Source organism: Burkholderia sp. Bp9031 (assembly GCF_003857965.1).
GTDB classification, from domain to species: domain Bacteria; phylum Pseudomonadota; class Gammaproteobacteria; order Burkholderiales; family Burkholderiaceae; genus Burkholderia; species Burkholderia ambifaria_A.
Window position 1 is genome coordinate 12,080 of the sequence record NZ_QTPW01000048.1, and the last position, 26,713, is coordinate 38,792.

Annotated in this window: 24 protein-coding genes and 1 pseudogene; 18 read left to right on the top strand and 7 right to left on the bottom strand. The window is 67.5% G+C overall.

The features are described from left to right. Positions 1-2 precede the first annotated feature (2 nt). Together DIE15_RS34330 and hydA are read left to right on the top strand one after the other, a co-directional pair. The gene (locus DIE15_RS34330; RefSeq protein WP_057924175.1) at positions 3-1,511 is read left to right on the top strand and encodes an NCS1 family nucleobase:cation symporter-1; all 1,509 of its coding nucleotides are present in this window, start codon (positions 3-5) and stop codon (positions 1,509-1,511) included. Positions 1,512-1,557: 46 nt separating this feature from the next. After that, positions 1,558-3,015 (top strand): dihydropyrimidinase, encoded by a 1,458-nt coding sequence (hydA, locus tag DIE15_RS34335; RefSeq protein WP_057924176.1) that lies wholly within the window; start codon positions 1,558-1,560, stop codon positions 3,013-3,015. A gap of 41 nt (positions 3,016-3,056) precedes the next feature. Here the strand turns inward: hydA and DIE15_RS34340 are convergent, their stop codons facing one another. The 4 genes from DIE15_RS34340 to msrB form a co-directional block, all read right to left on the bottom strand. Further along, positions 3,057-4,178 carry an aromatic ring-hydroxylating dioxygenase subunit alpha gene (locus tag DIE15_RS34340; protein WP_057924177.1) on the bottom strand — a complete coding sequence of 374 codons (1,122 nt, stop codon included), beginning with the start codon at positions 4,176-4,178 and terminating at the stop codon, positions 3,057-3,059. A gap of 229 nt (positions 4,179-4,407) precedes the next feature. Beyond that, positions 4,408-5,151: a peptide-methionine (S)-S-oxide reductase MsrA gene (msrA, locus tag DIE15_RS34345; protein ID WP_057924178.1), complete on the bottom strand. Its 744-nt coding sequence runs from the start codon at positions 5,149-5,151 to the stop codon at positions 4,408-4,410. 78 nt (positions 5,152-5,229) lie between these two features. Beyond that, on the bottom strand, positions 5,230-7,101 hold the full coding sequence (locus tag DIE15_RS34350; protein ID WP_057924179.1) for a cytochrome c biogenesis protein DipZ: 1,872 nt from the start codon (positions 7,099-7,101) through the stop codon (positions 5,230-5,232). Positions 7,102-7,138: 37 nt separating this feature from the next. Then, a complete protein-coding gene (gene msrB / locus DIE15_RS34355) occupies positions 7,139-7,672 on the bottom strand; it encodes a peptide-methionine (R)-S-oxide reductase MsrB (RefSeq protein WP_057924180.1) in 534 nt (177 codons plus the stop codon). Positions 7,673-8,386: 714 nt separating this feature from the next. On the opposite strand from msrB, the gene DIE15_RS34360 reads away from it, so the two are divergent. The 11 genes from DIE15_RS34360 (at position 8,387) to DIE15_RS34410 (ending at position 17,892) form a co-directional block, all read left to right on the top strand. Beyond that, a complete protein-coding gene (locus tag DIE15_RS34360) occupies positions 8,387-8,860 on the top strand; it encodes a hypothetical protein (RefSeq protein WP_242431741.1) in 474 nt (157 codons plus the stop codon). Positions 8,861-8,891: 31 nt separating this feature from the next. Then, complete coding sequence (locus DIE15_RS34365) at positions 8,892-9,389, top strand: Lrp/AsnC family transcriptional regulator (RefSeq protein WP_124835640.1); 498 nt, start codon at positions 8,892-8,894, stop codon at positions 9,387-9,389. A gap of 151 nt (positions 9,390-9,540) precedes the next feature. Beyond that, positions 9,541-10,620, top strand: a complete 1,080-nt coding sequence (locus DIE15_RS34370) for a homoserine dehydrogenase (protein WP_124835641.1) — start codon at positions 9,541-9,543, stop codon at positions 10,618-10,620. Continuing rightward, on the top strand, positions 10,617-12,038 hold the full coding sequence (locus DIE15_RS34375) for an aldehyde dehydrogenase family protein (RefSeq protein WP_124835642.1): 1,422 nt from the start codon (positions 10,617-10,619) through the stop codon (positions 12,036-12,038). Before DIE15_RS34370 ends, DIE15_RS34375 begins: the two co-directional genes overlap by 4 nt. 82 nt (positions 12,039-12,120) lie before the next feature. Next, complete coding sequence (locus tag DIE15_RS34380) at positions 12,121-12,918, top strand: ABC transporter ATP-binding protein (RefSeq protein ID WP_034196105.1); 798 nt, start codon at positions 12,121-12,123, stop codon at positions 12,916-12,918. Positions 12,919-12,949: 31 nt separating this feature from the next. Continuing rightward, positions 12,950-13,729 carry a transporter substrate-binding domain-containing protein gene (locus tag DIE15_RS34385; RefSeq protein WP_057924185.1) on the top strand — a complete coding sequence of 260 codons (780 nt, stop codon included), beginning with the start codon at positions 12,950-12,952 and terminating at the stop codon, positions 13,727-13,729. 82 nt (positions 13,730-13,811) lie between these two features. Beyond that, positions 13,812-14,489, top strand: coding sequence for an ABC transporter permease (locus DIE15_RS34390; protein ID WP_057924186.1), 678 nt, complete (start codon positions 13,812-13,814; stop codon positions 14,487-14,489). Between the two features lie 13 nt (positions 14,490-14,502). Next, a complete protein-coding gene (locus DIE15_RS34395) occupies positions 14,503-15,198 on the top strand; it encodes an ABC transporter permease (RefSeq protein ID WP_124835643.1) in 696 nt (231 codons plus the stop codon). Between the two features lie 44 nt (positions 15,199-15,242). After that, positions 15,243-16,412 (top strand): PLP-dependent aspartate aminotransferase family protein, encoded by a 1,170-nt coding sequence (locus DIE15_RS34400; protein WP_057924483.1) that lies wholly within the window; start codon positions 15,243-15,245, stop codon positions 16,410-16,412. A 104-nt stretch (positions 16,413-16,516) separates the two neighbouring features. Further along, entirely contained in the window at positions 16,517-17,458 is a 942-nt protein-coding gene (locus DIE15_RS34405) for a homocysteine S-methyltransferase family protein (RefSeq protein WP_124835644.1), read from the top strand. Next, positions 17,455-17,892, top strand: a complete 438-nt coding sequence (locus DIE15_RS34410) for an Lrp/AsnC family transcriptional regulator (RefSeq protein ID WP_057924189.1) — start codon at positions 17,455-17,457, stop codon at positions 17,890-17,892. The genes DIE15_RS34405 and DIE15_RS34410 overlap by 4 nt, the downstream gene beginning before the upstream one ends. 62 nt (positions 17,893-17,954) lie before the next feature. Here the strand turns inward: DIE15_RS34410 and DIE15_RS34415 are convergent, their stop codons facing one another. Further along, positions 17,955-18,656 (bottom strand): FadR/GntR family transcriptional regulator, encoded by a 702-nt coding sequence (locus tag DIE15_RS34415; RefSeq protein WP_057924190.1) that lies wholly within the window; start codon positions 18,654-18,656, stop codon positions 17,955-17,957. Positions 18,657-19,039: 383 nt separating this feature from the next. Between DIE15_RS34415 and DIE15_RS34420 the strand changes: the two genes are divergently transcribed. From DIE15_RS34420 to DIE15_RS34440, 5 genes are all read left to right on the top strand, one after another. Continuing rightward, positions 19,040-20,062 carry a zinc-binding alcohol dehydrogenase family protein gene (locus tag DIE15_RS34420; RefSeq protein WP_124835645.1) on the top strand — a complete coding sequence of 341 codons (1,023 nt, stop codon included), beginning with the start codon at positions 19,040-19,042 and terminating at the stop codon, positions 20,060-20,062. Between the two features lie 17 nt (positions 20,063-20,079). Next, positions 20,080-21,192 (top strand): mannitol dehydrogenase family protein, encoded by a 1,113-nt coding sequence (locus tag DIE15_RS34425; protein WP_124835646.1) that lies wholly within the window; start codon positions 20,080-20,082, stop codon positions 21,190-21,192. Positions 21,193-21,257: 65 nt separating this feature from the next. Further along, the gene (locus DIE15_RS34430; RefSeq protein ID WP_124835647.1) at positions 21,258-22,565 is read left to right on the top strand and encodes an enolase C-terminal domain-like protein; all 1,308 of its coding nucleotides are present in this window, start codon (positions 21,258-21,260) and stop codon (positions 22,563-22,565) included. A gap of 47 nt (positions 22,566-22,612) precedes the next feature. Next, on the top strand, positions 22,613-23,950 hold the full coding sequence (locus DIE15_RS34435) for an MFS transporter (protein WP_124835648.1): 1,338 nt from the start codon (positions 22,613-22,615) through the stop codon (positions 23,948-23,950). A 70-nt stretch (positions 23,951-24,020) separates the two neighbouring features. After that, the gene (locus DIE15_RS34440) at positions 24,021-25,562 is read left to right on the top strand and encodes a UxaA family hydrolase (RefSeq protein ID WP_124835649.1); all 1,542 of its coding nucleotides are present in this window, start codon (positions 24,021-24,023) and stop codon (positions 25,560-25,562) included. 73 nt (positions 25,563-25,635) lie between these two features. Here the strand turns inward: DIE15_RS34440 and DIE15_RS34445 are convergent, their stop codons facing one another. Together DIE15_RS34445 and DIE15_RS34450 are read right to left on the bottom strand one after the other, a co-directional pair. Then, positions 25,636-26,532 (bottom strand): LysR substrate-binding domain-containing protein, encoded by an 897-nt coding sequence (locus tag DIE15_RS34445; protein WP_057924195.1) that lies wholly within the window; start codon positions 26,530-26,532, stop codon positions 25,636-25,638. A gap of 76 nt (positions 26,533-26,608) precedes the next feature. Beyond that, positions 26,609-26,713, bottom strand: a pseudogene (locus tag DIE15_RS34450) (amino acid ABC transporter ATP-binding protein); the annotation flags it as partial.

A 26,713-nucleotide genomic window follows, 5' to 3' on the forward strand; every position in this document is an offset into this window, starting at 1 on the left:
CGATGAAACCAGCAGCGATTCCCGCCGATCCCGACAGCGCCGCGGCGCCGGCCGGCAGTTTGTACAACGACGACCTTGCGCCGACGACGGCGGCGCAGCGGACCTGGCGGTGGTACCACTTCGCGGCGCTGTGGGTCGGGATGGTGATGAACATCGCGTCGTACATGCTCGCGGCCGGGCTGATCCAGGAAGGCATGTCGCCGTGGCAGGCGGTGCTGACCGTGCTGTTCGGCAACCTGATCGTGCTCGTGCCGATGCTGCTCATCGGTCATGCGGGCGCGAAACACGGGATTCCGTACGCGGTGCTCGTGCGCGCGTCGTTCGGCACGCAGGGCGCGAAGCTGCCCGCGCTGTTGCGCGCGATCGTCGCGTGCGGCTGGTACGGCATCCAGACCTGGCTCGGCGGCAGCGCGATCTATACGCTGCTGAACATCCTGACCGGCAACGCATTGCATGGCGCGGCGCTGCCGATCGTCGGCATCGGGGTCGGGCAGCTCGCATGCTTCCTCGTGTTCTGGGCGCTGCAGCTCTACTTCATCTGGCACGGCACCGATTCGATCCGCTGGCTCGAGAGCTGGTCCGCGCCGATCAAGGTCGTGATGTGCATCGCGCTCGTGTGGTGGGCAACGTCGCAGGCAGGCGGCTTCGGCTCGATGCTGTCGGCACCGTCGCAGTTCGTCGCGGGCGGCAAGAAGGCCGGACTCTTCTGGGCGACGTTCTGGCCGGGGCTGACCGCGATGGTCGGCTTCTGGGCGACGCTCGCGCTGAACATTCCCGACTTCACGCGCTTCGCGCATTCGCAGCGCGACCAGGTGATCGGCCAGTCGATCGGGCTGCCGTTGCCGATGGCGCTGTTGTCGGTGGTGTCGGTCGTCGTGACGTCGGCGACCGTCGTGATCTACGGCAACGCGATCTGGGATCCGATCGACCTGACGAGCCGGATGACCGGCATCGGCGTCGGCATCGCGCTCGTGATCCTCACGCTCGACACGATGTGCTGCAACCTCGCGGCGAACCTCGTCGGTCCCGCGTACGACTTCTCGAGCCTGTGGCCGAAAGCGATCTCGTACCGCACGGGCGGCATGATCACCGCGACGATCGCGATCGTGATGATGCCGTGGAAGATCCTCGCGACGACGGAAGGCTATATCTTCACCTGGCTCGTCGGCTATTCGGCGCTGCTCGGGCCCGTCGCGGGCATCCTGATGGTCGACTACTTCCTGATTCGCGGCACGCGGCTCGATACGCACGCGCTGTTCGACGAGCGCGGCGACTTCAGCTATGCGCGCGGCTGGAACCCGGCCGCACTGGGCGCGCTTGCCATCGGCGTGCTGCCGAACCTGCCCGGCTTCCTGCATACCGCATTCCCGGCGTCGTTCCCGAACGTGCCGGCATTCTTCAACACGCTTTACACGTACGCGTGGTTCGTCGGCCTCGTGCTGGCGTCCGGCGTGTACGGCACCTGGATGAAGTGGCGCGCCGCGCAGCGCGCGCAGATCGCGAGCGCGTGATGCGCGAATGCAGGCGGCACCCGACAGTCAACGAGGAGGCAACGACATGGCAATCCTGATTCGTGGCGGCACCGTGGTCGATGCGGACCGCACCTATCGCGCGGACGTACTGTGCGCCGACCCGCAGGACGGCGGCACGATCCTGCAGATCGCCGAGACGATCGACGCGCCGGCCGGCGCGGCGGTGGTCGACGCGCACGACCAGTACGTGATGCCGGGCGGCATCGATCCGCATACGCACATGGAACTGCCGTTCATGGGCACGACGGCGAGCGACGATTTCTATTCGGGCACGGCGGCGGGGCTGTCGGGCGGCACGACGAGCATCATCGACTTCGTGATCCCGAGCCCGAAGCAGCCGCTGATGGACGCGTTCCACGAATGGCGCGGCTGGGCCGAGAAGGCGGCGGCCGACTATGGCTTCCACGTGGCCGTCACCTGGTGGGACGAATCGGTGCACCGTGACATGGGCACGCTCGTGCGCGAGCACGGCGTGTCGAGCTTCAAGCACTTCATGGCGTACAAGAACGCGATCATGGCCGACGACGAAGTGCTCGTGAACAGCTTCTCGCGTTCGCTCGAACTCGGCGCGCTGCCGACCGTGCACGCGGAGAACGGCGAGCTCGTGTTCCAGCTGCAGAAGGCGCTGCTCGCGCGCGGGATGACGGGGCCGGAGGCGCACCCGCTGTCGCGTCCGCCCGAAGTCGAGGGCGAGGCCGCGAACCGCGCGATCCGCATCGCGCAGGTGCTCGGCGTGCCCGTCTATATCGTGCACGTGTCGTCGAAGGACGCGGTCGATGCGATCACGCGGGCGCGCAGCGAAGGGCTGCGCGTGTTCGGCGAGGTGCTGCCGGGCCACCTGGTGATCGACGAGGCGGTGTATCGCGACCCGGACTGGACGCGTGCGGCCGCGCACGTGATGAGCCCGCCGTTCCGCTCGGCCGAGCATCGCGAAGCGCTGTGGCGCGGGCTGCAGGCGGGGCAGCTGCATACGACGGCGACCGATCACTGCGTGTTCTGCGCGTCGCAGAAGGCGATGGGCCGCGAGGATTTCACGAAGATTCCGAACGGCTGCGGCGGCGTCGAGGACCGCATGTCGGTGCTGTGGCATCACGGCGTGAATCACGGCCGCCTCACGCCGAACGAGTTCGTGCGGATCACGTCGACGAACGCCGCGCAGATCTTCAACCTGTATCCGCGCAAGGGGGCGGTGCAGGTCGGCGCCGATGCCGACCTGGTCGTGTGGGATCCGGCCGCGACGAAGACGATCTCGGTGAAGACCCATCACCAGCAGGTCGACTTCAACGTGTTCGAGGGGATGACGGTGCAGGGCGCGGCGACGCACACGCTCACGCGCGGCGCGCTCGCATGGGCCGACGGCGAGCTGCGTGCGGTGCGCGGCGCGGGCCGCTACCTGAAGCGCCCGCCCGCGGCCGGCTACTACGAAGCCGCACGCATCGCGAACCGGCTGCGCGAGCCGCACCCGGTCGAGCGCACCGGCTGAGCGGGCGCGAAGCGGGAGAAAGCGGGCGCGCGCCGCGGTGGTCAGCGCGCGTCGCCCGCGTTCGCTTCGCGGATCGGGATCACGGTGCGCGCGCCGCACTGGCGCAGCAGGTCGCGCAGTTCGTTGATGACCGGAAACACCTCGTGGTTGCAGTCGGCGCCCTGCCGGTCGTGCGCTTCCTGCTCGCGCTCGACGATCCAGCGATCCTCGCGGAAGATCCGCTCGGTGAACCAGACGAGCAGCGGCCACGCGAGATCGAGCGCGAACGGAATGCCGGGCTTGTGGATCGACAGCAGTCCGAACGTGCGGTTGGTGCGCTGCTGCGCATCGAGCGGCACGTAGACGATCCACAGATCCATCACGAGCGTGCCTTCGCTCGAGCGGATCTGCAGCGTCTGGTACGGGTAGCCGGTGCGCACCGTCATCACGCTCTTGTCGGCCTGGTCGGCCGGCTTCTTGCTGGCGCCGAACACGAGCGCCTCGCCGACCGGCTGCTTGCCTTCCATCCGTGCGAACGTGTAGTCGACCTCGACCCAGTCGTCGCCGCGCCGCCGGCCGACGCTGCGCGCGCGCATCTGGCCCATCTGCTTGCGATGCAGGAACTGATGGTTCATGTCCATCAGGTTCTCGTGCATGAACGAGTAGTGACACTTGACCTCGCGGCCGAAGCGGCGCGTCTTGAATGCGCGGTCGTCCGCCGATTCGAGCGCGGGGAACGGGCGTTCGTCGGCGAGCGTCGCGTCGCCGGGAAATACGAAGATCAGCCCGTGCGCCTCGCGGCACGGATACGCGCGCACGCCGTTCGGCAGGCGCTCGCGGCCGAGGTAGGGCACGTCGACGCAGCGGCCGCTGTCGCACGCGTAGGTCCAGCCGTGATAGCAGCAGCGCAGCGTTTCGCCGGTGACGACGCCCGCATGCAGCGGCACCTGGCGGTGCGCGCAACGATCTTCGAGTGCATATACGGCACCGGATTCGGTGCGCACGAGCACGATCGGATCGCCGGCGAAGCGCACCCCGAGCGTCTTGCCGCGCTTGAGCTCGCGCGACCACGCGAGCGGATACCAGTGATCGGGATGGATGGGCACGCGACGCAGGTCGCGCACGACCGTGCCGGTGGACGGTTCGTCGAGGGTGCTGCTGTCAGACAAAGGCACTGCGCGCATGCGTGACGCCTCCTGGCTGGCTGAAGAGTTCCCGGCGCCGCGTGTCGCGGCGGGGCCTGATCTGGAGAAGTCTACGCGAAGTTGGCCCGCGAAGCTGACGCGATGCGGGTTTGCCCGGCCGGGGCAGCATGGGTTTCGTTGATGCAGCGCAAACGCGGCCGGCGGCGCGGGCCGGCCGCGTCATGCCGCGAGCCCGCCGCGAGCACGCCGCCGCACGGCCGGCGGTCCGTCACAGGCGGGCGTCGCGCCATAGCACCGCGTCGGCGCGGTACAGCGCGGGGAAGCGCTGCTTCAACCCGGCGACCTTCGGCAGGTCGTTGAACGCAATGTACGGCGCGTCGGGATGCAGCTCGAGGTAGTTCTGGTGATAGGCCTCGGCCGGATAGAAGCCCTTGTACGGCTCGACGCGCGTGACGACGGGCGCCGGGAACGTGTGCGCGGTGCCGAGCTGCGCGATGTACGCGGTCGCGACCGCTCGCTGCTGCGCGGTGGTCGGGAAGATCGCGGACCGGTATTGCGTCCCTTCGTCGGGGCCCTGGCGGTTGAGTTCGGTCGGGTCGTGCGCGACCGAGAAGAACACCTGCAGCAGCCGGCCGTACGTGACCTGCGTCGGGTCGTAGATGATGCGTACCGATTCCGCGTGGCCGGTCAGCCCGGTGCCGACCAGCCCGTAGTGCGCGGTTTCGGACGCGCCGCCCGCATAGCCGGCCGTGACCTGCTTCACACCCTTCACGTGTTCGAACACGCCCTGCACGCCCCAGAAGCAGCCGCCGGCGAGCACGGCCGTCTCTTCGTGGGACGCGCCCGGGGTTTCGTCGAGCGTCGGCGCGGGTACGGTGCGCATCGGTTCCGCGGAACTGACGACGCGCTGGTAGCCGAACACGGCGGCGGCCGCGACGGCGATCGCGCCGATGCGGCGCAGCATGGCCGCCCGCCGCCGCGGTGCGGAATCGCGAGTGGATGTCGGGATCATGAATTGCTCCTTGGAAATGCGGGACGGAATGGGGTGTTTGGGCGGCGTTCGCGACTGCGTCCGTGACTGCGTCCGCGTTCAACCAAACGTGAATGCATACGCGTCGACGCCGGGATCGAGAAACTCGATCGAGAACGTGCGGTCGGCGATCGCGCCCGTCTGCCGGACGAGCTGGTACAGGCGTTGGCCGGTGACGGTGCCGTAGCCCTGCGCATCGACGTCGGTGCCGTGTGCCGCCCCCGGCGCCGCGCCGTCGAGCGTCACGCGAAAGCGCACCGGCTTGCCGTTCGCACCCGGGCCGAGCACGAGGTGCAGGTCGCGTGCATGGAAGCGGTAGACGATGCTGCCGGCCGGCGCGGCGAGCGTCGCGCGCTCGGCGCCGACCTGCCACGTGCCGACGAGACCCCAGTCGTTCAGGTCGGGGTGTGCGGGCGCGTCGTAGCGGTGTGCCGTGTCGCGCACGACGCCGCCCGGCGACGTGAAGTCCTCCGCACGCGCATAGCCGACGTAGGTTTCGGGCGAGCGGACGTCGGCGCTGTCGGCTGCTGCGAGCGCGCCTTTCGCGGGTGCGCCGGCGAGCCCGAGCGGCACGTTCAGCGCTTCCGGATGACCGGCTTCGGCGAGCAGCGACTGGATCGCGCGTTCCGACTGCGCGTATTCGCCTTCGCCGAAGTGGTGGTGGCGGATGCGGCCCTGCGCGTCGACGAAGTAGTGCGCGGGCCAGTATTCGTTGCCGAACGCGCGCCAGATCGCATAGCCGTTGTCGATCGCGACCGGGTAGTCGATGCCGAGATCGTGCACGGCCTTCTTCACGTTGCCGATGTCGCGCTCGAACGCGAATTCCGGTGCGTGCACACCGATCACGACGAGCCCGTACGGCGCGTATTTGCGTGCCCATGCGGTCGTGTACGGCAGCGTGCGCAGGCAGTTGATGCACGAATACGTCCAGAAATCGACGAGCACGACCTTGCCGCGCAGGCCTGCGGTGGTCAGCGGCGGCGAATTCAGCCACTGCACGGCGCCGTCGAGCGACGGCAGCGTGCCTTCGACGGGCAGCGCGGCCGGTGCCTGCATCGCGGGCGCCGTGCCGACCGCGCGCATCATCGCGCTGCCGGCTGCGGGGGCGCCGTCGGAGGTCGCGGCCATCATCGCGCCGCTCGCCGTGCCGCTGTTGCTGCTGCCGGCGTTGCCCGTCGCGGACATCGCCGTCGGGGCGCCAGTCGAGCGCCCGCCGAGCCGGCCGACGAGCTTCGACTCGAGCCCGCCCGTCGTGACGGTCGACAGTTGCGCGAGCACACCCGTATCGAGGCCGAGCGCGATCGCGCCGACGCCGGCCAGCAGCGCCGCGCCGATCCCGCGCCGGATCCATTCGCCAGCGCCGAGCGAGCGTTTCATCGCGGCGAACACCTTGCCGCCGATCACGAGCGCGACGCCGAGCGACGTCGCCGCGCCGGCCGCATACGCGACCAGCAGCAGCGTCGTGCCGACGCTCGCGCCACGCAGTGCGGCACCGGTCAGCACAAGACCGAGGATCGGGCCCGCGCACGGCGCCCACAGCAGGCCGGTCGCGACGCCGAGCAGCAGCGACGATGCCGGGCCCGCCGGGCGGCCGTCGCGCTGCGCGAAGCCGGTGAGCCGGTTGCCGGCCGCGACGAGCGGGCGCGTCAGGTGTTCGGCGAAGCGCGGCAGCAGCAGCGTCAGGCCGAATACCGCGAGCAGCACGATGGCGAGCCAGCGGCCGGCCTGGTTGGCCTGCGCGACCCAGCCGCCGCCGACGGCGGCGAGCGTCGCGACGACGGCGAACGTGAGCGCCATGCCGATCAGCAACGGCAGGCCGGTACGCACGAACGGCTGGTCGGCGCGCGCGAACACGAACGGCAGCACGGGCAGGATGCACGGGCTCAGGATCGTGAGCACGCCGCCGAGATAGGCAAGGACGATGAGCAGCATGGGGCAGTCTCCGGTCGTTCAGGAAGGCGGCGGCTCGTCAGGCGGCAGCCGGGTGGAAGGCGAGCGCGAGCCCGTTCATGCAGTAGCGCAGGCCGGTGGGCGGCGGGCCGTCGTCGAACACGTGGCCGAGATGGCCGCCGCAGCGGCGGCAGTGCACTTCGGTGCGTGCCATCCCGTACGACGCATCGACTTCGGTCGCGATCGCGTGGTCGAGCGGCTTCCAGAAGCTCGGCCAGCCGGTGTGGCTGTCGAACTTGGTGCTCGACGAGAACAGCGCGAGGTCGCAGCCGGCGCACGCGAACGTGCCGCGGCGGTGCTCGCCGTTCAGCGGGCTGCTGTACGGCGGCTCGGTGCCGGCGTCGCGCAGCACCGTGTACTGGGCGGGCGTGAGGCGGCGGCGCCATTCGGCGTCGCTGCGGGTGACCTCGAAGCGGGCGGCGGGTTGTGCGCCGGCGGCGGGCTGCGCGGCAAACGCGCGGCCGACCAGCGCACGGCGGCCGGCCGACGACAGCGCCGCGAGCGCGGCGAGGCCGGTGGCGCCGGCGAACAGCAGATGTCTGCGGGTGGGCATGGCGGGCTCCTGGAAGCAGGTGCTGAAACATGCGCACAGAGTAGACAGCGGCCGGTGTCGAAGTCCTCACGGAAAGTTAAATGAGTTGTGATTGTTTTTTGGGGGATCCGGCCAGGTCCGTTGAAATCCGTCAAAGCCCCGTCTGACAAGGGTTTGCAGGGAGGTTTTGGTTCGCCAAGTTCCGCGGAAATCCTCCACGAGCCGCAACTTTTAGTGTTTTTTTAGTGTTCGCGATGTGGGGTAGGCTCTGCTTAGAGATGCAGGGGCCGACCTGGTTGCGATATCAAAGGAGGGCGACTGTCGGCGTTGCAGCGACATCCCGTGCGTCGCGACGCGATTCATCCATGAACGGCGAACTTTCGACGATTTTCGTCGAGAAGCAGGGAAAGTGAGATTTTTTCGGTCGCATCGAGGCGATATGATTTCTCCAGCCCCAATATTCGTCAGCCAACCCATGAAGCGCGCCAGCATCGTTCTGACGCGGCACCGCAAGCACGAGAGAGTTGTATGCCGGACACGCCATTCGTCATCGTCGAACACGCCCGCAGGAGAGCCGCTCAAGTCCGGTCCGGCGACGTTCCCGCCGCCTTGCAGGACGGGCCCAAGTGGGTGTGTCGGATCGTGCCGGATCATGAGCGGCGGTGCGGCGCAGGACACCGGTCAGCTGCAAGTGTGGCCGGCATGCTCGGCCGGCTGAAGCCGGCGAACGTCCTGTTGGCGGACCCAGCCGCGAGCGCCGACGGCTGGCTGGCGCGTTCGTCGACCGACAGGGGCGGCCGGTGTCGAGCCTATGCGCATCTCGGCGCGGACCGGATCCTCGAGATGGTGGGAATGCCGGCGGTCGGCCCGTGGCTCGACGAGCGCGACACCTGGTGGCCTGGCGCGTACGAGCTGCCGCTGCTCGAGCAGTTGTCCGCGAACGAGTCGCCGCTGCGCGACCTGCTTGGCGCGACTGCACGCGCCCATTTGCTGATGAGCCTGACCGAAGTCGACGGCACCGCGCTCGTGACCGAATCGGACGATGGCATCGAGCGTCCGTTCCGTATTCCCGCGGGCGTGGATACGATCCATTTCGCACCGGTATGCATCCGCGGCCCAATGGCGCAGTGGCGCGAAACGCTCGTCACCGCGTTCGACCGCGTCCGGCATCTGGTCGGGCTCAGATCGGCTCGCCCTTTCTATCTTTGACGCAAGCCCCCGTTCTCCGGCAAGCCACACCATGACCGATCCACTCGACACCTTCGACCGCAAGATCCTGAATATCGTCCAGCGCGATTGCACCGCGACTGCGGATGCCATTGCCGAACGGATCGGTCTGTCCACGTCCGCCGTGCAGAAGCGGCTGAAGCGCATGCGCACCGAAAAGATCATTTCGGCGGAAATCGCGGTGGTCGATCGCGCGGCGGTCGGCCGGCCGATGACGTTCATCGCGGCGATCGAGATCGAACGCGAAAACTACGAGACGGTCGCACGGTTCCGCGAGTGGTCGAAGGCGCATGACGAAATCCAGCAGATCTACTACGTGACCGGCTCCGTCGACCTGATCGCGATCATCACCGCACCCGACGTCGAGGCATACGACCGGTTGTCCGCGCGGATCATGCAGAGCAATCCGATGATCCGCCGGATCAACACGAATGTCGTGCTGAGCGCGGTCAAGGTCGGGTTGTTCGTGCCGGTCGACAAGGACGGCGACGACGAGCCACCCGCCGCCTGACGAGGGCGGTTCGCGCGGCGACGGTCGATCCGTCCGTCCCGCGTGACAAACCGCAACGCGTGACTGCCCGAATCGGTCGAAACGCATAATTTGTCGATCAATTCGCAGGACTAATCTGTTTCCTGTAGTCAATGAACAGGAGATGATCAAGATGGAACTCAAACTGGCACTGGTCGGTTTCGGCGGAGTCAATCAGGGACTGGTCGAACTGCTCAAGAAGAAGCGCGCGCTGCTGGGTGCATCGGGCCTCGACGTGTCGGTGACGATGGTCGCCGACCTGCGGCTCGGGATCGCGACGAATCCTCGCGGCATCGCGCTGGACGTCCTCGACGAAACCGCCCGGCGGGGTGTCGACGCCGAAGCGCTCCGTCGCGATCCCGGCACGCAGGTATCGCCGGACGTCGGTCTCGGGGCCGTGCTGAAGGCCATTGCGTCGGAGCACGTGGATGTCGTCGTCGAGGCGACCTTCACCGACCCGAACACCGGCGAGCCGGCACTGTCGCATTGCCGTACCGCCCTCGAATGCGGCAAGCACGTGATCACGACCAACAAGGGGCCGATCGCGCTCGCGCAGCCGGCGCTCGCGAGGATCGCCGCGCAGTCGGGGGCGTGCGTGATGTACGAGGGCACGGTGATGAGCGGCACGCCGGTGCTGCGGCAGCTCGCGACGTCGCTGCGCGGCTGCGACGTCAACGGTTTTGCCGGCATCCTGAACGGTACGTCGAACTACGTGCTCGGCGAGGTCGAGGCCGGCGCGAGCTTCGATGCGGCGATCCGGGATGCGCAGCAGCGCGGCTATGCGGAGGCGAACCCCGCGGCCGACGTCAACGGGTCGGACGTGCAACTGAAGGTCGTCATTCTGGCGAACGCGCTGTGGAATGCCGGCCTCACGCGCGGCGACGTGACGTGCCGCGGCATCGTGGAGCTGACCGAGCACGACGTGCGCGCAGCGGCGGCGGAACGCATGTCCTGGCGGTTGATCGGCTCGGCCATCCGCCATCCGGACGGCACCGTGACCGCGAGCGTCGAGCCGCGCAAGCTGCCGGCCGGCCATCCGTTGCTTGCCGCGAGCGGCGTGACGAACGCGATCACGTTCGACACCGACGTGCTCGGCGGCGTGACGATCAGCGGGCCCGGTGCGGGGCGCGAGGAAACGGCGTTCGCGATCCTGTCCGACCTGATCGAACTCGCGGACCGGATCTGCGCCGTGTCGCACGAGGTGGCCGCATGAGCGCGCGCGACGCGGTGATGACCGACTCCGGCGTGGCCGATGTCCGGTCGCCGTATGACGGCGCGATCGTCGGCCAGGTTCGGCTGTCGCCTGTCGATGCGGCGCCGGCCCTCGTCGAGCGCGCGCTCGAAGGCGCGCGTGCGGCCGCGGCCCTGCCGCGCAGCCGGCGGGCCGACATCCTGTTTCGTGCAGCCGCGATCGTGGAGGCGCAGGCGGAGACGTTTGCACGCACGATCGCGCTCGAAGCGGGCAAGCCGCTGCGGCAGGCTCGCAAGGAAGTCGCGCGCTGTGTGAACACGCTGCGCCTGTCGGGCGAGGAGGCGAAACGGCTGACCGGCGAGACGATCCCGTTCGACGGCTATCCCGGCTCCGAGGATCGCAGCGGCTACTACACGCTGGAACCGCTCGGCGTGATTCTCGCGATCACGCCATTCAACGACCCGCTGAATCTCGTTGCACACAAGCTCGGGCCGGCGATGGCGACCGGCAATGCGGCGATCCTGAAGCCCTCGCTGCTCGCGCCGCTGTCCGCGCAGGCGCTCGTCGAAGTGCTGTGGGAAGCCGGTGTGCCGCGCGACGCGCTGCAGATCGTGCACGGCGGCGCGGATATCGCGTCCGCGCTGGTGCGCGACCGGCGGATCCGGATGGTGACCTTTACCGGCGGGCCGGAAACCGGCGAGGCCATCACGCGCGATGCAGGGCTCAAGAAGATCGCGATGGACCTCGGCGGAAATGCGCCGGTGATCGTGATGGCCGATTGCGACCTGAAGGATGCCGCCGAATCGTGCGTGTCGGGCGCGTTCTGGGCGGCGGGGCAGAACTGCATCGGCACGCAGCGGATCTTCGTCGCCGAGGCGGCGTACGAGCCGTTCGTCCGTTATTTCGTCGAACTGACCGGCAAGATGGTCGTGGGCGATCCACTGGACGAAGCGACCGACATGGGGCCGATGATCGGCGAGGAACAGGCGGTCCGCATCGAACACTGGGTCGACGAAGCGGTCGCCGGCGGTGCGACGGTGTTGAGCGGCCATCGGCGGCGCGGTGCGCTGTATGAACCGACGGTGCTCGCGGATGTGCCGCGCGACGCGCGCATATGGACCGACGAGGTATTTGCGCCGGTCGTGACGATCGAGAAATTCACCGACCTGCAGCAGGCGCTCGACGCGGCCAACGCGTCGGAGAGCTGCCTGCATGCAGGCGTGTTTACCAACCGCCTGGAAGTGGCGCTCGGCGCGGCGGAGCGGCTGCAGGCGGGCGGCGTGATGATCAACGATTCGTCCGACTACCGCTTCGACGGCATGCCGTTCGGCGGCTTCAAGCATGGGTCGCTGGGCCGCGAAGGCGTTCGGTTCGCGATGACGGAAATGACGCAGCCGAAGGTGGTCTGCTTCAGGCGCAACCGGCGGCTGTCGAGCTGATGCGCGAGCGCCGGCACATGACGGGCCGGCGCGGCGCGAACCGGAGCGGTGTGTGTGCAACGTAGCGAAGAAGGAGTCGAGGATGCCAGCAGCAATTCCTGCATGCAAGCCGGCGGCGGACGCGCTGGTGGTCGAGGATATTCACAAGTCGTTCGGCGGTGTCGAGGTGCTGAAGGGCATCTCGCTGACCGCGCGGAATCACGAGGTCGTGTCGATTCTCGGCAGCAGCGGGTCGGGCAAGAGTACGTTCCTCAGGTGCATCAACTTGCTGGAAATGCCCGACCGTGGCCGGATCTGCGTGAACGGCGAAACGCTCGCGCTGAAGCCGGCGGGCCGCGACGGCGCGCTCGTCGCCGCCGACGCGCAGCAGGTGATGCGCGTGCGCCGCAAGCTCGCGATGGTGTTCCAGCAGTTCAATCTCTGGGCGCACATGACGGTGCTGCAGAACGTGATGTTCGTGCCGGTGCGCGTGCTGGGCGTGCCGAAGCGCGACGCCCGCGACAAGGCGATCGCGATGCTCGAACGGGTCGGGCTCGCCGGCAAGTGCGAGCACTATCCGAACCAGCTGTCGGGCGGCCAGCAGCAGCGCGTGGCGATCGCACGCGCCCTCGCGACCGACCCCGACGTGATGCTGTTCGACGAGCCGACGTCGGCGCTCGATCCCGAACTCGTCGGCGAAGTACTGAAAGTGATGCGCTCGCTGGCCGACGAGGGGCGCACGATGCTCGTCGTCACGCACGAGATGGGGTTTGCGCGCGAGGTCGCGAACCGCGTCGTGTTCGTTCACCAGGGACGAATCGAGGAGGACGGCAGTCCCGACGAAGTGTTCGCGAGCCAGAAATCGCCGCGTTTCCAGAAGTTTCTGTCCAGCATCATCTGATGCGGATTCAATGCCAACCGGAGGGGAAACCATGAAGAAGCTGCTTCAGTCGCTGTGCGTGGGCGCGGCACTGCTCGGATCGGTCGCGCATGCCGAGCAGGTCGTGCGGGTCGGCACGCTCGCCGATTACGCGCCGTTCGAATACAAGGATGCGTCCGGCAAGCTGCAGGGCATGGAGATCGACGTCGGCAAGAAGATGTGCGACACGATGAAGGTCAAGTGCCAGTGGGTGACGATGGATTTCGACGCGCTGATTCCGGCGCTCAAGGCCAAGCAGATCGATGCGGTGCTCGCGCAAATGTCGAAGACGCCGGAGCGCGAGCAGTCGGTCGACTTCACGCGCATTTTCACGACGGCACCCGTGCAACTCGTCGCGAAGCAGGGCTCGGGTATCACGGATGGCGCGGCTACGCTGCGCGGCAAGACGATCGGCGTTCAGACCGCGTCGACCCACGAATCCTATCTGCGCCGCCGCCTGCCGGCGAGCAAGTCGGGGATCAACGTGAAGGTCTATCAGACGCTCGACGAAGCCTGGCTCGACCTGGAGGCCGGGCGCGTCGATGCCGTGCTCGCCGACAACACGGTCGCATACGACTGGCTGACGAAGGCCGGCAGGAAGGAGGGCTTCGACTTCGTCGGCAAGCCGATCGCCGATGCGGAGATCTTCGGCGACGGCACGGCGATCGCGGTGCGCAAGGGCGACGCGCCGCTGAAGGCGCTGTTCGACAAGGGGATCGCGCAGGTGCAGGCGGATGGCACGTTCGCCGCCGCCAACAAGCGCTATTTCCCGTTCAGCATCGCGCCGCAATAGCCGCGCATCGGGACCGCGCGGCCGCCGCACGGCGGCCTGCGCGATCCGGGCCTATCCGGGCCTCACAAGGAGCGATATCACGATGGACATTCTGGTGAACTACGGCGCGCAGATCGCGGCGGGCGCGCTCGTCACGCTGGAACTCGCGCTCGCCGCGCTGTGCGTCGGCATGCTGCTCGGCATCGCCGGGGCATCGGCGAAACTGTCGAGCATGGGCTGGCTCAGACATGCGACCTATGCGCTGACCAATTTCCTGCGCGGCATTCCCGAGTTCCTGATCCTGCTGATCTGCTATTTCGGGCTGTCGCGTGTGCTCAACGTGCAGTTCGACGGCGCCTTTGCCGTGAGCCCGTTCTCGGCCGGCGTGATCGCACTCGCCGTGGTGTTCGGCGCCTACTCGTCGGAGATGTTCCGCGGCGCGTTCATCGCGGTGCCGGCCGGACAGATCGAGGCCGCGCGCGCGTACGGGATGACACGCCTGCAGACACTGTGGCACGTGCGCCTGCCGCAGGCGTGGCGAATCTGCCTGCCGAGCCTGAACAACATGTGGCAGAACTTGCTGAAGGACACGTCGCTGGTATCGATCGTCGGGCTCGAGGACATGCTGCGCAAGGCCAACATCGCCGCGCAGTTCACCAAGCAGCCATTCGTCTTCTACGTGACAGTCGGTATCGTCTATTTCGGCTTTCTCGCCGTTTCAAACCCCGTGTTCGCGTGGCTCGAGCGCATCGCGGGCCGCGGCTACGCACAACGCACCTGACGAGGGCCATGCGATGAACGACCTTCTTTCCCTCGTCGTGCAGTCGGGCGCGGACGTCGCGCGCGGCGTCTGGATTACGCTGCAACTGCTGGTGCTGTCATGCACGTTTGCGTTCGCGCTCGCGGTGCCGCTTGCCGTCGCGCGTACGTCGGGGCATCGGTGGCTGTCGGCACCGAGCCGCCTGTTCATGTCGGTGTTTCGCGGCACGCCGCTGCTGGTGCAGATTTTCGTGCTGTATTACGGGCTCGCGCAGTTCGCGATCGTGCGCGCCTCGCCGCTGTGGCTGCTGGTTGGCGGATCGTTCTCGTGTGCGTTGTGCGCGCTGACGCTCAACCTCGCGGCCTACATGGCGGAAGACATCCGCGGCGGCATTGCCGGCGTGCCGGCCGGCGAGAAGGAAGCCGCGCTCGCGTTCGGGATGAGCCGCTTCATGCTGACCTGGTTCGTGATCGTCCCGCGCGCGATCGGCATCGTCGCGCCGACGCTCGGCAACGAGATCGTGCTGCAGCTCAAGTCGACCGCGCTCGCCAGCACGATCACCGTGCTCGACCTGACCGGTGTCGCGCGGCGCATCTCCATCGAAACCTATACGACCGACGCGCTGATGCTGGCCGGCATCGTGTACGTCGGTATCACGGCAGTGCTGTCGACCGTGCTCAAACGCGTCGAAGGGCGGCTGAATCGCCATCTGGGCAGCGTGCGTGCCTGACGGCACCGCGTGGACACGACACAATGAACGATCCGGAGAACGAAATGGGATACAGGCTTGAAACGCTCGCGCTGGCCGCGGACCGCGACGTGACCGACGAGAAGACGGTCGCGCCGGCGATCCACTATTCGGCCGTGTTCAAGGCCGCCGGCAGCGAGGAATTCGCGGAGATGTCGAGCGTGCCGCAGCATCCGCGCAACTACACGCGCTACGGCAATCCGGTTCACGAGCGTGTCAAGGCGATCATGGCGGAGCTCGAGGGCACCGAGACCGCGCTGGTCACCGCGTCCGGCATGGGCGCGATCGCGACCGCGATCCTCAGCGTCGTGAAGGCCGGCGATCACGTGATCGGCCAGACGCGCCATTACATGAGCACGACGAAAATGCTCGACGACATGCTGCGCCGGTTCGGCGTCGAGGTGACGTTCGTCGACCAGACCGACGCGGCCGCGTTCGATCGTGCGATCCGGCCGAACACGCGGCTGATCGTGCTCGAGTCGCCGGTCAATCCGCTGCTGCTCGTGACCGACATCGCCGCGGTGACTGAAATCGCCAGGGCGCGCGGCATCCTGACACTCGCGGACAACACGTTCGCATCGCCGGTCAACCAGCAGCCGCACCGGCTCGGTGTCGATATCGTCGTGCACAGCGCGACCAAGTATCTCGGCGGCCATCACGACCTGACCGGCGGCGTGATCTGCACGAGCCGCGTGCTCGCCGAGCAGATCTGGCATACGCACATCACGCTCGGCTCGGTGCTGTCGCCGATGGACGCGTGGCTGCTGCTGCGCGGGCTGCGCACGCTGCCGATGCGCGTCGAGCGGATCAATGCGAATGCCCAGGCGCTCGCCGAATTCCTCGAGGCGCACGCGAAGATCGAGCGCGTGTTCTATCCGGGCCTGCGCAGCCATCCGCAACATGAACTCGCATGCCGGCAGATGCGCGGTTTCGGCGGCGTGGTCGCGTTCGGCGTGCGGGGCGGCTATGGCGAAGCGCAGCGCTTCGTCGAGGCGCTGCGCTTGCCGCTGAATGCGGGCAATCTCGGCGGCGTCGATTCGCTCGCGATCCATACGGCATCCATGTGGGCGGGCACGATGTCGGCGGAGCAAATGCGCGCGGCCGACATCCCGCTCAACTTCATCCGTTATTCGGTCGGCATCGAGCATGTCGACGACCTGAAAGCCGATATCGCGCAGGCGCTCGAGCAGATCTGACACGGACCGGCGCACACGGCCGTTCGACGCATCGGGCGGGTCGCGCCAGCCTTTGAACCGATTCGGGCACGAGCGGCCCGGATTGCAACGACGGAGCACGGACTATGCATGGCATCACGGTACTCGACGGCGGCATGGGTCGCGAACTGGCGCGGATGGGGGCGCCGTTCCGACAGCCGGAATGGTCGGCGCTCGCGCTGATGGAAGCGCCGCATTACGTCGGCCTCGCGCACGACGCGTTCGTCGCGGCGGGCGCCGACGTGATCACCGCGAACAGCTATGCGGTCGTACCGTTCCATATCGGCGAGCAGCGGTTTCGTCGCGACGGTGTCGCGCTCGCGGCACTGGCCGGGCAACTCGCGCGGCAAGCCGCGGATCGCGCAGGGCGGCCCGTGCGCGTCGCGGGATCGCTTCCGCCGACCGGCGGCTCGTATCGGCCCGACCTGTTCGACGCGGCGCGTGCCGATGCGATTCTGGCGACACTCGTCGACGGGCTCGATCCGTACGTCGACCTGTGGCTGGCCGAGACGCAGAGCCTGACCGGCGAGATCGACGCGGTCCGTCGCGCGCTGGGTGCGAATCCGAAGCCGCTCTGGGTGTCGTTCACGCTGCGCGACGATGTCGACGCCGACGCGGGCACCGGGCCGGTACTGCGATCGGGCCAGACACTCGACGAAGCAATCGGCGCCGCCGTGTCCGCGCGCGCGAGCGCGCTGCTGTTCAACTGCAGCCAGCCGGAGGCGATGGGTGCGGCGATCGAGACGGTGCAGCGTACGCTCGCGGGAACGGGAGCGGGACCGGCGCTGATGATCGGCGCGTATGCGAACGCGTTTCCGCCGCAACGCGCCGATGCGCGTGCGAACGAGGAACTCGACGCATTGCGCGGTGATATCGATCCGCCCGGTTATGCGAAATGGGCGGAGCAGTGGCTTGCGCTCGGCGCGCAGATCGTCGGCGGTTGCTGCGGAATCGGCCCCGACCACATCGCGGCATTGCGCGACGCGGTCGATGCGCGCGGCGCCGGGCACACCGGGCTCGGCCAATGAAGATCGACGGCCTGGACCAGAAGATAATCGACGCATTGTGTGCCGATGCGCGGATTCCGCTCGCGGTGCTGGCCGACAGGATCGGTTTGTCCAGGCAGTCGGTCCGGAACCGGATCGACCGGCTCGAAGCGCTGAAGATCATTGCAGGCTATACGGTGCGGCTCGCGTTGCCCGACGATGTCGCACCCGTGCGTGCCGTGATGCTCGTCTACCGCAAGGACCGGATGCGCGGCGCGGACGTGCTTGCCGCACTCGGGCGGATCGCCGAGGTGCGCGACTGCGCGGTCCTCAGCGGCGAGGTCGATTTGCTGGTGCAGATAGAGGCGGCCACGCATGAGCGCATCAGCGACATCTGGGCGACGATCAGCGCATTGGACGGCGTGCAGAACATGACGACCAGCTTCGTGCTCGACTCGGTCGTTCATAAGCGGTGACGGCCCGGCGCCGTGGATGAAGACCGACTCAGCGGCCGGTGACGGCTACGCCCCCGCCCGCTTCAGTTCCGTTCCTGTTCCAGCCAGCGTCTTTGCGACGCATAAAGATGCGTGCGCATTGCCGCCTGGGCCATCAGCACCTCGCCGTTTTCCAGTGCGTGGAGAATGGACTCATGTTCGTCGAACGCCCTGGCCCACGTCTGCTTGCTTTCGGCGCGCGCGCTGACGCGCGACGAGATCGGACTGTGGCGTCCGTCGAAAAGCTCGCCCACCAGCCTGACAAGCACTGAATTGCCCGTCATCGACGCAATCGCGACGTGAAATTCGCGATCGTGCTGTAGCGGCGAGCGGCCTTCCGCGATGGCCGAGCGCATGGCGTCGACCGCGCGCCGCACGGGCTCCAGCAGTTCGGGTGTCGCGCGTGCGCAGGCGAGTTCGACGACGCTGCCCTCGAGCGCGGCACGGGCGCTCGTCAGTTCGATCGGGTTTTCGCCCAGCGGCGTCGCCGGTGCGCTCAACGCCTTCGCGGGAGAGCACACGAACACGCCGGACCCCATCCGGACTTCGACGATGCCCTCGATCTCCAGCGCAATGAGCGCCTCCCGAACCGACGGGCGCGATACGCCCAATTGCTGGGCCAGATCGCGCTCCGGCGGCAGGCGTTCTCCGTCGGCGAACCGTCCCGCTTCGATAAGCGAACGAATCTGGTCGGCGATGCGCTGATACAGGCGGCGGGTATCCACCTGTTTGAACGGGTCCGGCAATGCTCCCCCTTGCCCGCGTACCGCGGATTTCTGTCGGAAGCAGTCAGTCTACTGCACTCCGAGTGGCCTGACCAATCGGAGGGAGAAGAGGGCACGTCCTCACCCGTCGATGGTGAATCGACTCACTAAATTGGCCTTACCAAATGGCCGGCCTTCGAGCTGGCGGGGAGTCTCACGCCATGTCCTCCAATCGTGATACGGGCGCCTGAAGGACATCATCCCCCGAATGCAATGCTCAGGCTCTAGCCGCAAACTTAGGGATTTCCCATGAATTTCCGAAATTGGCTTGACCAAATGTGGCCAGACCAATAGCCTGTGTCTGGTCAGGCCAATTTGGAAGCATGTTTCCGCGCCGTCCTCTTTCATACGTAATCGAGACACCGATGAGAACTGTCATTTGTGAAGAACCCGGCCGCCTGGTCGTTGCCGAGCGCCCGATGCCGGCAGCCGGACCCGACGAGGTACTGATTCGCGTGAAGCGGGTCGGTGTTTGCGGCACCGACATGCACATCTTCACCGGCAACCAGCCGTACCTCGCGTATCCGAGGGTGATGGGGCACGAACTGGCCGGCGTCGTCGAGACGGCGCCGGCGGGCGCGCGCGTGAAGGTCGGCGACCAGGTCTACGTGATGCCATACCTGTCGTGCGGCACGTGCGTCGCGTGCCGTGCGGGCAAGACGAATTGCTGCACCCGAATCCAGGTGCTGGGCGTGCACGCCGATGGCGGCATGGCCGAATACCTCGCCGTTCCGCAGGCGTTCGTGTTCAAGGCCGATGGCGTCACGCTCGACCAGGCCGCGATGATCGAATTCCTCGCGATCGGCGCGCACGCGGTCGCGCGTGCCGACGTTCGGTCGGATCAACGCGTGCTGGTCGTCGGCGCGGGGCCGATCGGCATGGCCGCACTGATCTTCGCGATGCTGCGCGGCGCGCGGGTCAGCGTGCTCGACAGCCGTGCGGACCGGCTCGAGGTCTGCAAGACGGCACTGGGCGCGCACGCTGCCGTGCTGCTCGACACGACGGGCGCTGCCACCGACGTGGCGCGCCTTGCGGCGCTCACCGACGGCGAGTTTTTCGACGTCGTGTTCGACGCCACCGGCAACCTCGGTGCGATGGAGCGCGGCCTCGAGTTCGTCGCGCACGGCGGCAAGTACGTGCTGATCTCGCTCGTCAAGGGCCGCATCTCGTTCTCGGATCCCGAATTCCACAAGCGCGAAACGACCTTGCTCGCGAGCCGCAACGCGACGCCCGCGGACTTCGAAACGGTACTCGACGCGATGCGCGCGGGCCGGGTGCCGACCGACGCGCTGAAGACGCACGCGCTGACGCTCGCCGATCTGCCCGACCGGTTCGCGCAACTCCTCGCGCCGGACGCGGGCGTGATCAAGGCGCTCGTCGAATGTTGAACGGGGCGCGCGAACCGATGGGTAATCCGATCCTGCAATTCGGCACCAGCCGCTTCCTCCAGGCGCACGTCGACCTGTTTACGTCGGAAGCGCTCGCCGCAGGCCGCGCGCTCGGCGAGATCACCGTGGTGCAGACGACGTCGAGCGCGGAAAGCCGCGCGCGCATCGATGCGCTGCGTGCCGCCAGGCGCTATCCGGTGCGGATCCGCGGCCGGCGGCACGGCGAGACGATCGATCGCGTGGTCGACTGCACGGCGATTACCGAAGCGCTGCATGCGACGGAAGACTGGGCGCGGTTGCGCGAGCGCGTCGCATGCGAGGTCCGCGCGATCGTGTCCAACACCGGCGACAGCGGCTACGCGCTGTTCGATGACGACGGGGCCGATCTTCTCGACGGCGCACGGTCGCCGCGCGGATTCGCGGCGAAGCTCGCGGTGCTGCTGCACGAGCGCTTTCGTGCCGGCGGCGCGCCCGTCACGCTGCTTCCGTGCGAGCTCGTCGCGCGCAACGGCGACACGCTGCGCGACCTGGTGATCGCCGTCGCGCGGCGATGGGAGGCGGATGCCGCGTTCGTCGACTACCTGATCGGCGGCTGCGTGTGGGTCAACTCACTCGTCGACCGCATCGTGTCGGAGCCGATCCATCCGGTCGGCGCGATCGCGGAACCGTATGCGCTGTGGGCGGTCGGCCGCACGGCGGGGATGACGCTGCCGTGCGAGCACCCGGACATCGTCGTGACCGACGACCTGGAACGTTACGAGCGCCGGAAGCTGCTGCTGCTCAATCTCGGGCATACGGTGCTCGCGGAGCAATGGCTCGCGCGCGGCGGCATGTCGGACATGACGGTGGGCGCGGCGATGGACGATCCCGTGTACCGCGCGCCGCTCGAAGCGGTATGGAACGACGAGGTGATGCCGGTGTTCGATGCGCTCGGCGAACACGACGCGGCGCTGGCGTACCTGGACGAGGTGCGCGACCGGTTCTCGAATCCGTTCCTTGCGCATCGGCTTGCCGATATCGCGGGCAATCACGACATGAAGAAGGCGCGGCGCCTGCGCCCGGCAGTCGAGCTGGCGCGCACGCTGAAGCTGCCGATCGGTCAGCCGCACCTGACCGCGGCGCTCGGATGAACGCTCGCGGCGCAGCGGTCCGCCGCCGCACGCGATGAAGTGAAATGAAATGGAGACACGCAAGGATGACGACACGCATTATCGATGTGCAGGTCCGTGACATTCGCTTTCCGACCTCGAAGAGCATGGACGGCTCGGACGCGATGAACGGCAATTCCGACTATTCGGCCACCTACGTGACGCTCGTCACCGACGCGGGCAACGGCATCCAGGGGCACGGGCTGACGTTTACGATCGGCCGCGGCAACGAGCTGTGCGTCGAGGCCGCCCACGCGCTCGCGAAGCTGTTCGTGATCGGCCGCTCGCTCGAGGAGATCACGGCCGACTTCGGCGCGTACTGGCACGAGATGGTGGCCGGCGACTGCCAGTTGCGCTGGGTCGGCCCGGAGAAGGGCGTGGTGCATCTCGCAACGGCGGCGCTGATCAACGCGATCTGGGATCTCTGGGCCAAGACGGCACGCAAGCCGGTCTGGAAATTCCTGGTCGACATGCCGCCCGAGCAACTCGTGAGCTGCATCGACTTCACGTACATCGACGACGTGCTGACGCGCGAGGAAGCCGTCGCGATGCTGCGCCGGGCCGCACCGGGCAAGGCGCAGCGCGAGCGGGAGATGCACGAGCACGGCTTTCCCGGCTACACGACGGCGGCCGGCTGGCTCGGGTATTCCGAGGACAAGATGCGCGCGCTCGCCCGCGCGGCGGTGGCGGACGGCTGGACCCACCTGAAGCAGAAGGTCGGCGCGGATCTCGCGCAGGACGTGCGGCGCGCGGCCATCCTGCGCGAGGAACTCGGCTGGGACCGCAAGCTGATGATGGACGCGAACCAGAACTGGGGCGTCGACGAGGCCATCGCGAACATGCGGGTGCTCGCCCGGTTCGATCCGTGGTGGATCGAGGAGCCCACCAGCCCCGACGACATTCTCGGCCACGCCGCGATCCGGCAGCGGATCGGGCCGATCGGTGTCGCGACCGGCGAGCACGCGCACAACCGCGTGATGTTCAAGCAGTTCTTCCAGGCCGGCGCGCTCGATTTCTGCCAGCTCGATCCCGCGCGGCTCGGCGGGCTCAACGAAGTGCTCGCCGTCGTGTTGATGGCGGCGAAGTTCGGCGTGCCGGTATGTCCGCACGGCGGCGGCGTCGGTTTGTGCCAGTACTCGCAGAACATCGTGATGTTCGACTACATCGCGGTGTCGGGCTCGCTGGAGCGGCGCGTGCTCGAATACGTCGACCATCTTCACGAGCATTTCGAGGCGCCGATCGCGATTCGCCGCGGGCGCTACATGCCGCAGGAGGCGCCCGGCTACGGCGTCACGATGAAGCAGGCTTCGCTCGATGCATACGCCTATCCGGACGGCCCCGAATGGCGCGCGTAAACGGATAGCGGGCAGGCATCACGACAAGAATCATTCCGGAGACAACGATGGATCACGATCCGCATCAATCGAAGCACCTTGCCAGCGCGGTCAGGAAGGCCGCGCTCCGGCTCCTGCCGTTTCTCACGCTGATGTACGCGCTGGCGTTCATCGACCGCGCGAACGTCGGTTTCGCGAAGATCGCCTATCAGGCCGATACGGGCCTGAGCGATGCGGCATTCGCGTTCGGCGCCGGCATTTTCTTCATCGGCTATGCGCTGTTCGAAGTGCCGAGCAACCTCATCATGAACCGCGTCGGCGCGCGGGTCTGGATGAGCCGGATCATGGTGACGTGGGGCATTGTGTCGGCCTCGATGATGTTCGCGCAGACGCCGACGCAGTTCTATACGATCCGCTTCCTGCTCGGCGCGGCCGAGGCCGGCTTCTTTCCCGGGATCATCCTGTACCTGACCTACTGGTTTCCCGCGAAGGGGCGCGCCCGTGCGCTGGGGCTGTTCTACTTCGGCGTGCCGATCGCGATGCTGATCGGCAACCCGCTGTCGGGCTTCCTGTTGCAGATGCATGACGTGTTCGGCTTGCGCAACTGGCAATGGATGTACGTGGTCGAGGGGCTGATGGCGACCGTGGTCGGCGTGATCGCGTTCTTCTACCTGACGAGCCGGCCGAAGGACGCGCGCTGGCTGACCGACGACGAGAAGCGCGCGTTGTGCGATACGCTCGACGCGGAAGAGCGCGCGAAATCGCGGCATCTGTCGGCGGCCGTGTTCGGTGTGCTGAAGGACCGCCGTGTGCTGACGTTCATTGCCGCGTACTTCTGCATCCAGATCGGCAATGCGCCGCTCGCGTTCTACCTGCCGTCGAAATTCGCCGCGACGATGGGCACCCAGATCGACGGAAAGATCGGGTTGCTGCTGATGATCCCGTGGCTGTGCACGATTGCGGCGATGATCGTCGCCACGCGTTTCGCGGATCGCCACGACAACCATCTGCAGGTGGCGACCGGCATGCTGACGGTCGGGATTCTCGCGTTCGCCTCGGTATCCGTGATCAATACGCCGGTGCTCGCGCTGCTCGCCTTCTGCATCGCGATTCCCGGGCTGGTCGCGTGCCAGCCGGTGTTCTGGTGCCTGCCGACGCGCTATCTCGGCGGGACGGGCGCGGCGAGCGGCATCGCGTTCATCGTGTCGATCGGCAATCTCGGCGGTTTCGTGTCGCCGCAGATCAAGGCGTTCGCGGACGCGGTGTCGCACGATTCGCGCACGGGCTTCGTCGTGGTCGCCGCATTGTGTTTCGTCAGCGTGCTGCTGCTGCGCTCGTTGCGCGGGATCGAGCACGCGGCCGAGGAGCGCACCGCGGGCGGCGCGCAGGCCGGCTCGCATCGATGAACCATTCGCCGGCGCGCGCGATGTCGCGCGCCGATGACGAACAACCCGTCAGGGATCCAGGATCACCTCCATGTCCTTTCACGTTACCGAGCCGGCCGCGATCCGGCTGCATCCGAACGACGACGTCGTGATCGCGACGCGTCAGCTCGTGTCCGGCACCCGGATCGCATCCGAGGCGCTCGTCGTGGCCGGCCTCATCCCGCCTGGCCACAAGATCGCGACACGCGACATCGCGAAAGGCGAGCCGGTCAGGCGCTACAACCAGATCATCGGCGTCGCGCGCGAGGCGATCGCGCGCGGCCATCATGTACACGTGCACAACCTCGGCATGGTCGAGTTCGCGCGCGAGCACGCGTTCGGCGCCGGCGCGATCCCGACGCACTACGACGAAACGCCGGCAACCTTCATGGGCATTCGTCGTGACGACAGCCGCATCGCGACCCGCAATTACATCGGCATACTGACGAGCGTCAATTGCTCCGCGACGGTGGCGCGCGCGATCGCCGATCATTTCCGGCGCGACGTGCGCCCGCAGGCGCTGGCCGACTATCCGGCCGTCGATGGCGTGATCGCGCTCACGCACGGGCTCGGCTGCGGGATCGATTCGCAGGGGGATGGCATCGCGATCCTTCGCCGTACGCTGGCGGGCTACGCCGCGCATCCGAACTTCCACTCGGTGCTGTTCATCGGCCTCGGCTGCGAGACCAACCAGATCGGCGACGTGCTGCGCGAAGGCGGGCAGGCGGACGCCGCGCGCCTGCGCCATTTCACGATCCAGGAGAGCGGCGGCACGCGCAAGACGATCGAGCGCGGCATCGCGATGATCACGGAGATGCTCGCGGACGCGAACCGCGTGGCGCGTGTCCCGATGCCGGCGGCGCATCTCGTGGTGGGCCTCCAGTGCGGCGGCTCGGACGGCTACTCGGGCATTTCGGCAAATCCCGCGCTGGGTGCGGCAGTCGACCGGCTGGTGCGGCAGGGCGGCACGGCGATCCTTTCCGAAACCCCCGAGATCTACGGCGCCGAGCATCTGCTCACCCGGCGCGCGGTCAGCCGGGACGTCGGCGAGAAGCTGCTCGCGCGAATCGCATGGTGGGAAGCGTATTGCGCGCGTCACGGCGCGGCGCTGGACAACAATCCGTCGGCCGGCAACAAGGCGGGCGGGCTCACGACGATTCTCGAGAAATCGCTCGGCGCGATCGCGAAGGCCGGGACCACGAATCTCGTCGACGTCTACGAATACGCGCAACGGATCGACGCGCGCGGCCTCGTCTTCATGGATTCGCCCGGCTACGACCCGATGTCTGCGACAGGGCAGGTCGCATCGGGCGCGAACCTGATCTGCTTCACGACAGGCCGGGGGTCGGCATACGGCTGCGCGCCGTCGCCGTCGCTGAAGCTCGCGACGAATACGGCGCTATGGACGCGCCAGGCGGACGACATCGATATCGATTGCGGTGGCGTGATCGACGGCACGTCGAGCGTCGACCAGCTCGGCGCCGACATCTTCCGCGCGATGCTCGACTGTGCGTCGGGCCAGCGCTCGAAAAGCGAACTGCATGGCTATGGGCAGAACGAGTTCGTGCCGTGGCAGGTCGGCGTGATCACGTAACCGCACCTGGCGCGCGTGCGGCAAACCGCACGTGTCGCGAGGCCGTGCCGCACGCGCGACAGGCGGCGTCCGCTCAGGCCGGCGCGACGCCCGCCGCGCCCTTGCGCTCGTCCGCGATCCAGTCGCCGAACAGCTGGATCTTCTGCTGCTGTTCGGCACCGCCCGGATACACGAAGTAATAGCCCATCCCGGTCGGCAACGAAATGTCGAACGGCATCACCAGCCGGTGCGCCGCCACGCTTTCGTTCGCGAGCGTCCGGTCGCCGATCGCGACGCCGTAACCGTCGATCGCCGCGTGCGTCGCGAGATCCAGCGTTTCGAAGCTCAAGCCGCGCGTCGAGTCGACGTGCGGCGCGCCCGCATGGTCGAGCCACCGCTTCCAGTCGCGGTGATCGCGCGTCGGATGCAGCAGCGTATGGCCAGCCAGGTCGTCGAGGTTCGCGAGCGGCTGCCGCTCCGGCAGGCTTGGTGCGCAGACCGGCGTGAGCCGTTCCTCGAACAACGGGATCGCATGCATGTCGGGGCCGCCGCCGGCTGCGTAGATCACCGCGGCGTCGAACGGTTCCATGCGGAAATCGACGTGATGATCCCAGGTCGTCGTGATCTGCACCTGGAGCTCGGGATGCTCGGCCTGGAACCGCATGATGCGCGGCAGCATCCACTGCATCATGCAGGTCGGCACCTTCAGCGCGAGTTCGGTGCGCCTGCGCGAAAGGCGCATCGATACCTCCTCGATGCGCGCGAAGCTTTCGCGCACCGTCGGCAGCAGGAGTTCGCCTTCGGCCGTCAGCGTCAGCCCCTTGGGCGTGCGCTTGAACAGCGCAAACTGATAGAAGCCCTCGAGCGCGAGGATTTGCCGGCTCACGGCGCCCTGGGTCAGGCACAGGTGCTCGGCGGCGCGCGTGAAGCTGCCGTGACGGGCGACGATGTCGAAGATCTGCAGCGCGTTGAGGGAAGGAAGTCGTTTCATCGGGACGGCGGGTTCCGGAAAGGGCGGCCGGCGGGGCGCGTCGCGTCGTGCGGCACGATGCGCCGTCGCGCATTGCTCAGTGCAGGATTTTCGCGAGGAAGTCTTTCGCGCGATCCGACTTCGGATTCGAGAAGAAATCGTCCTTGCGGTCGTCCTCGACGATCGCGCCCTTGTCCATGAA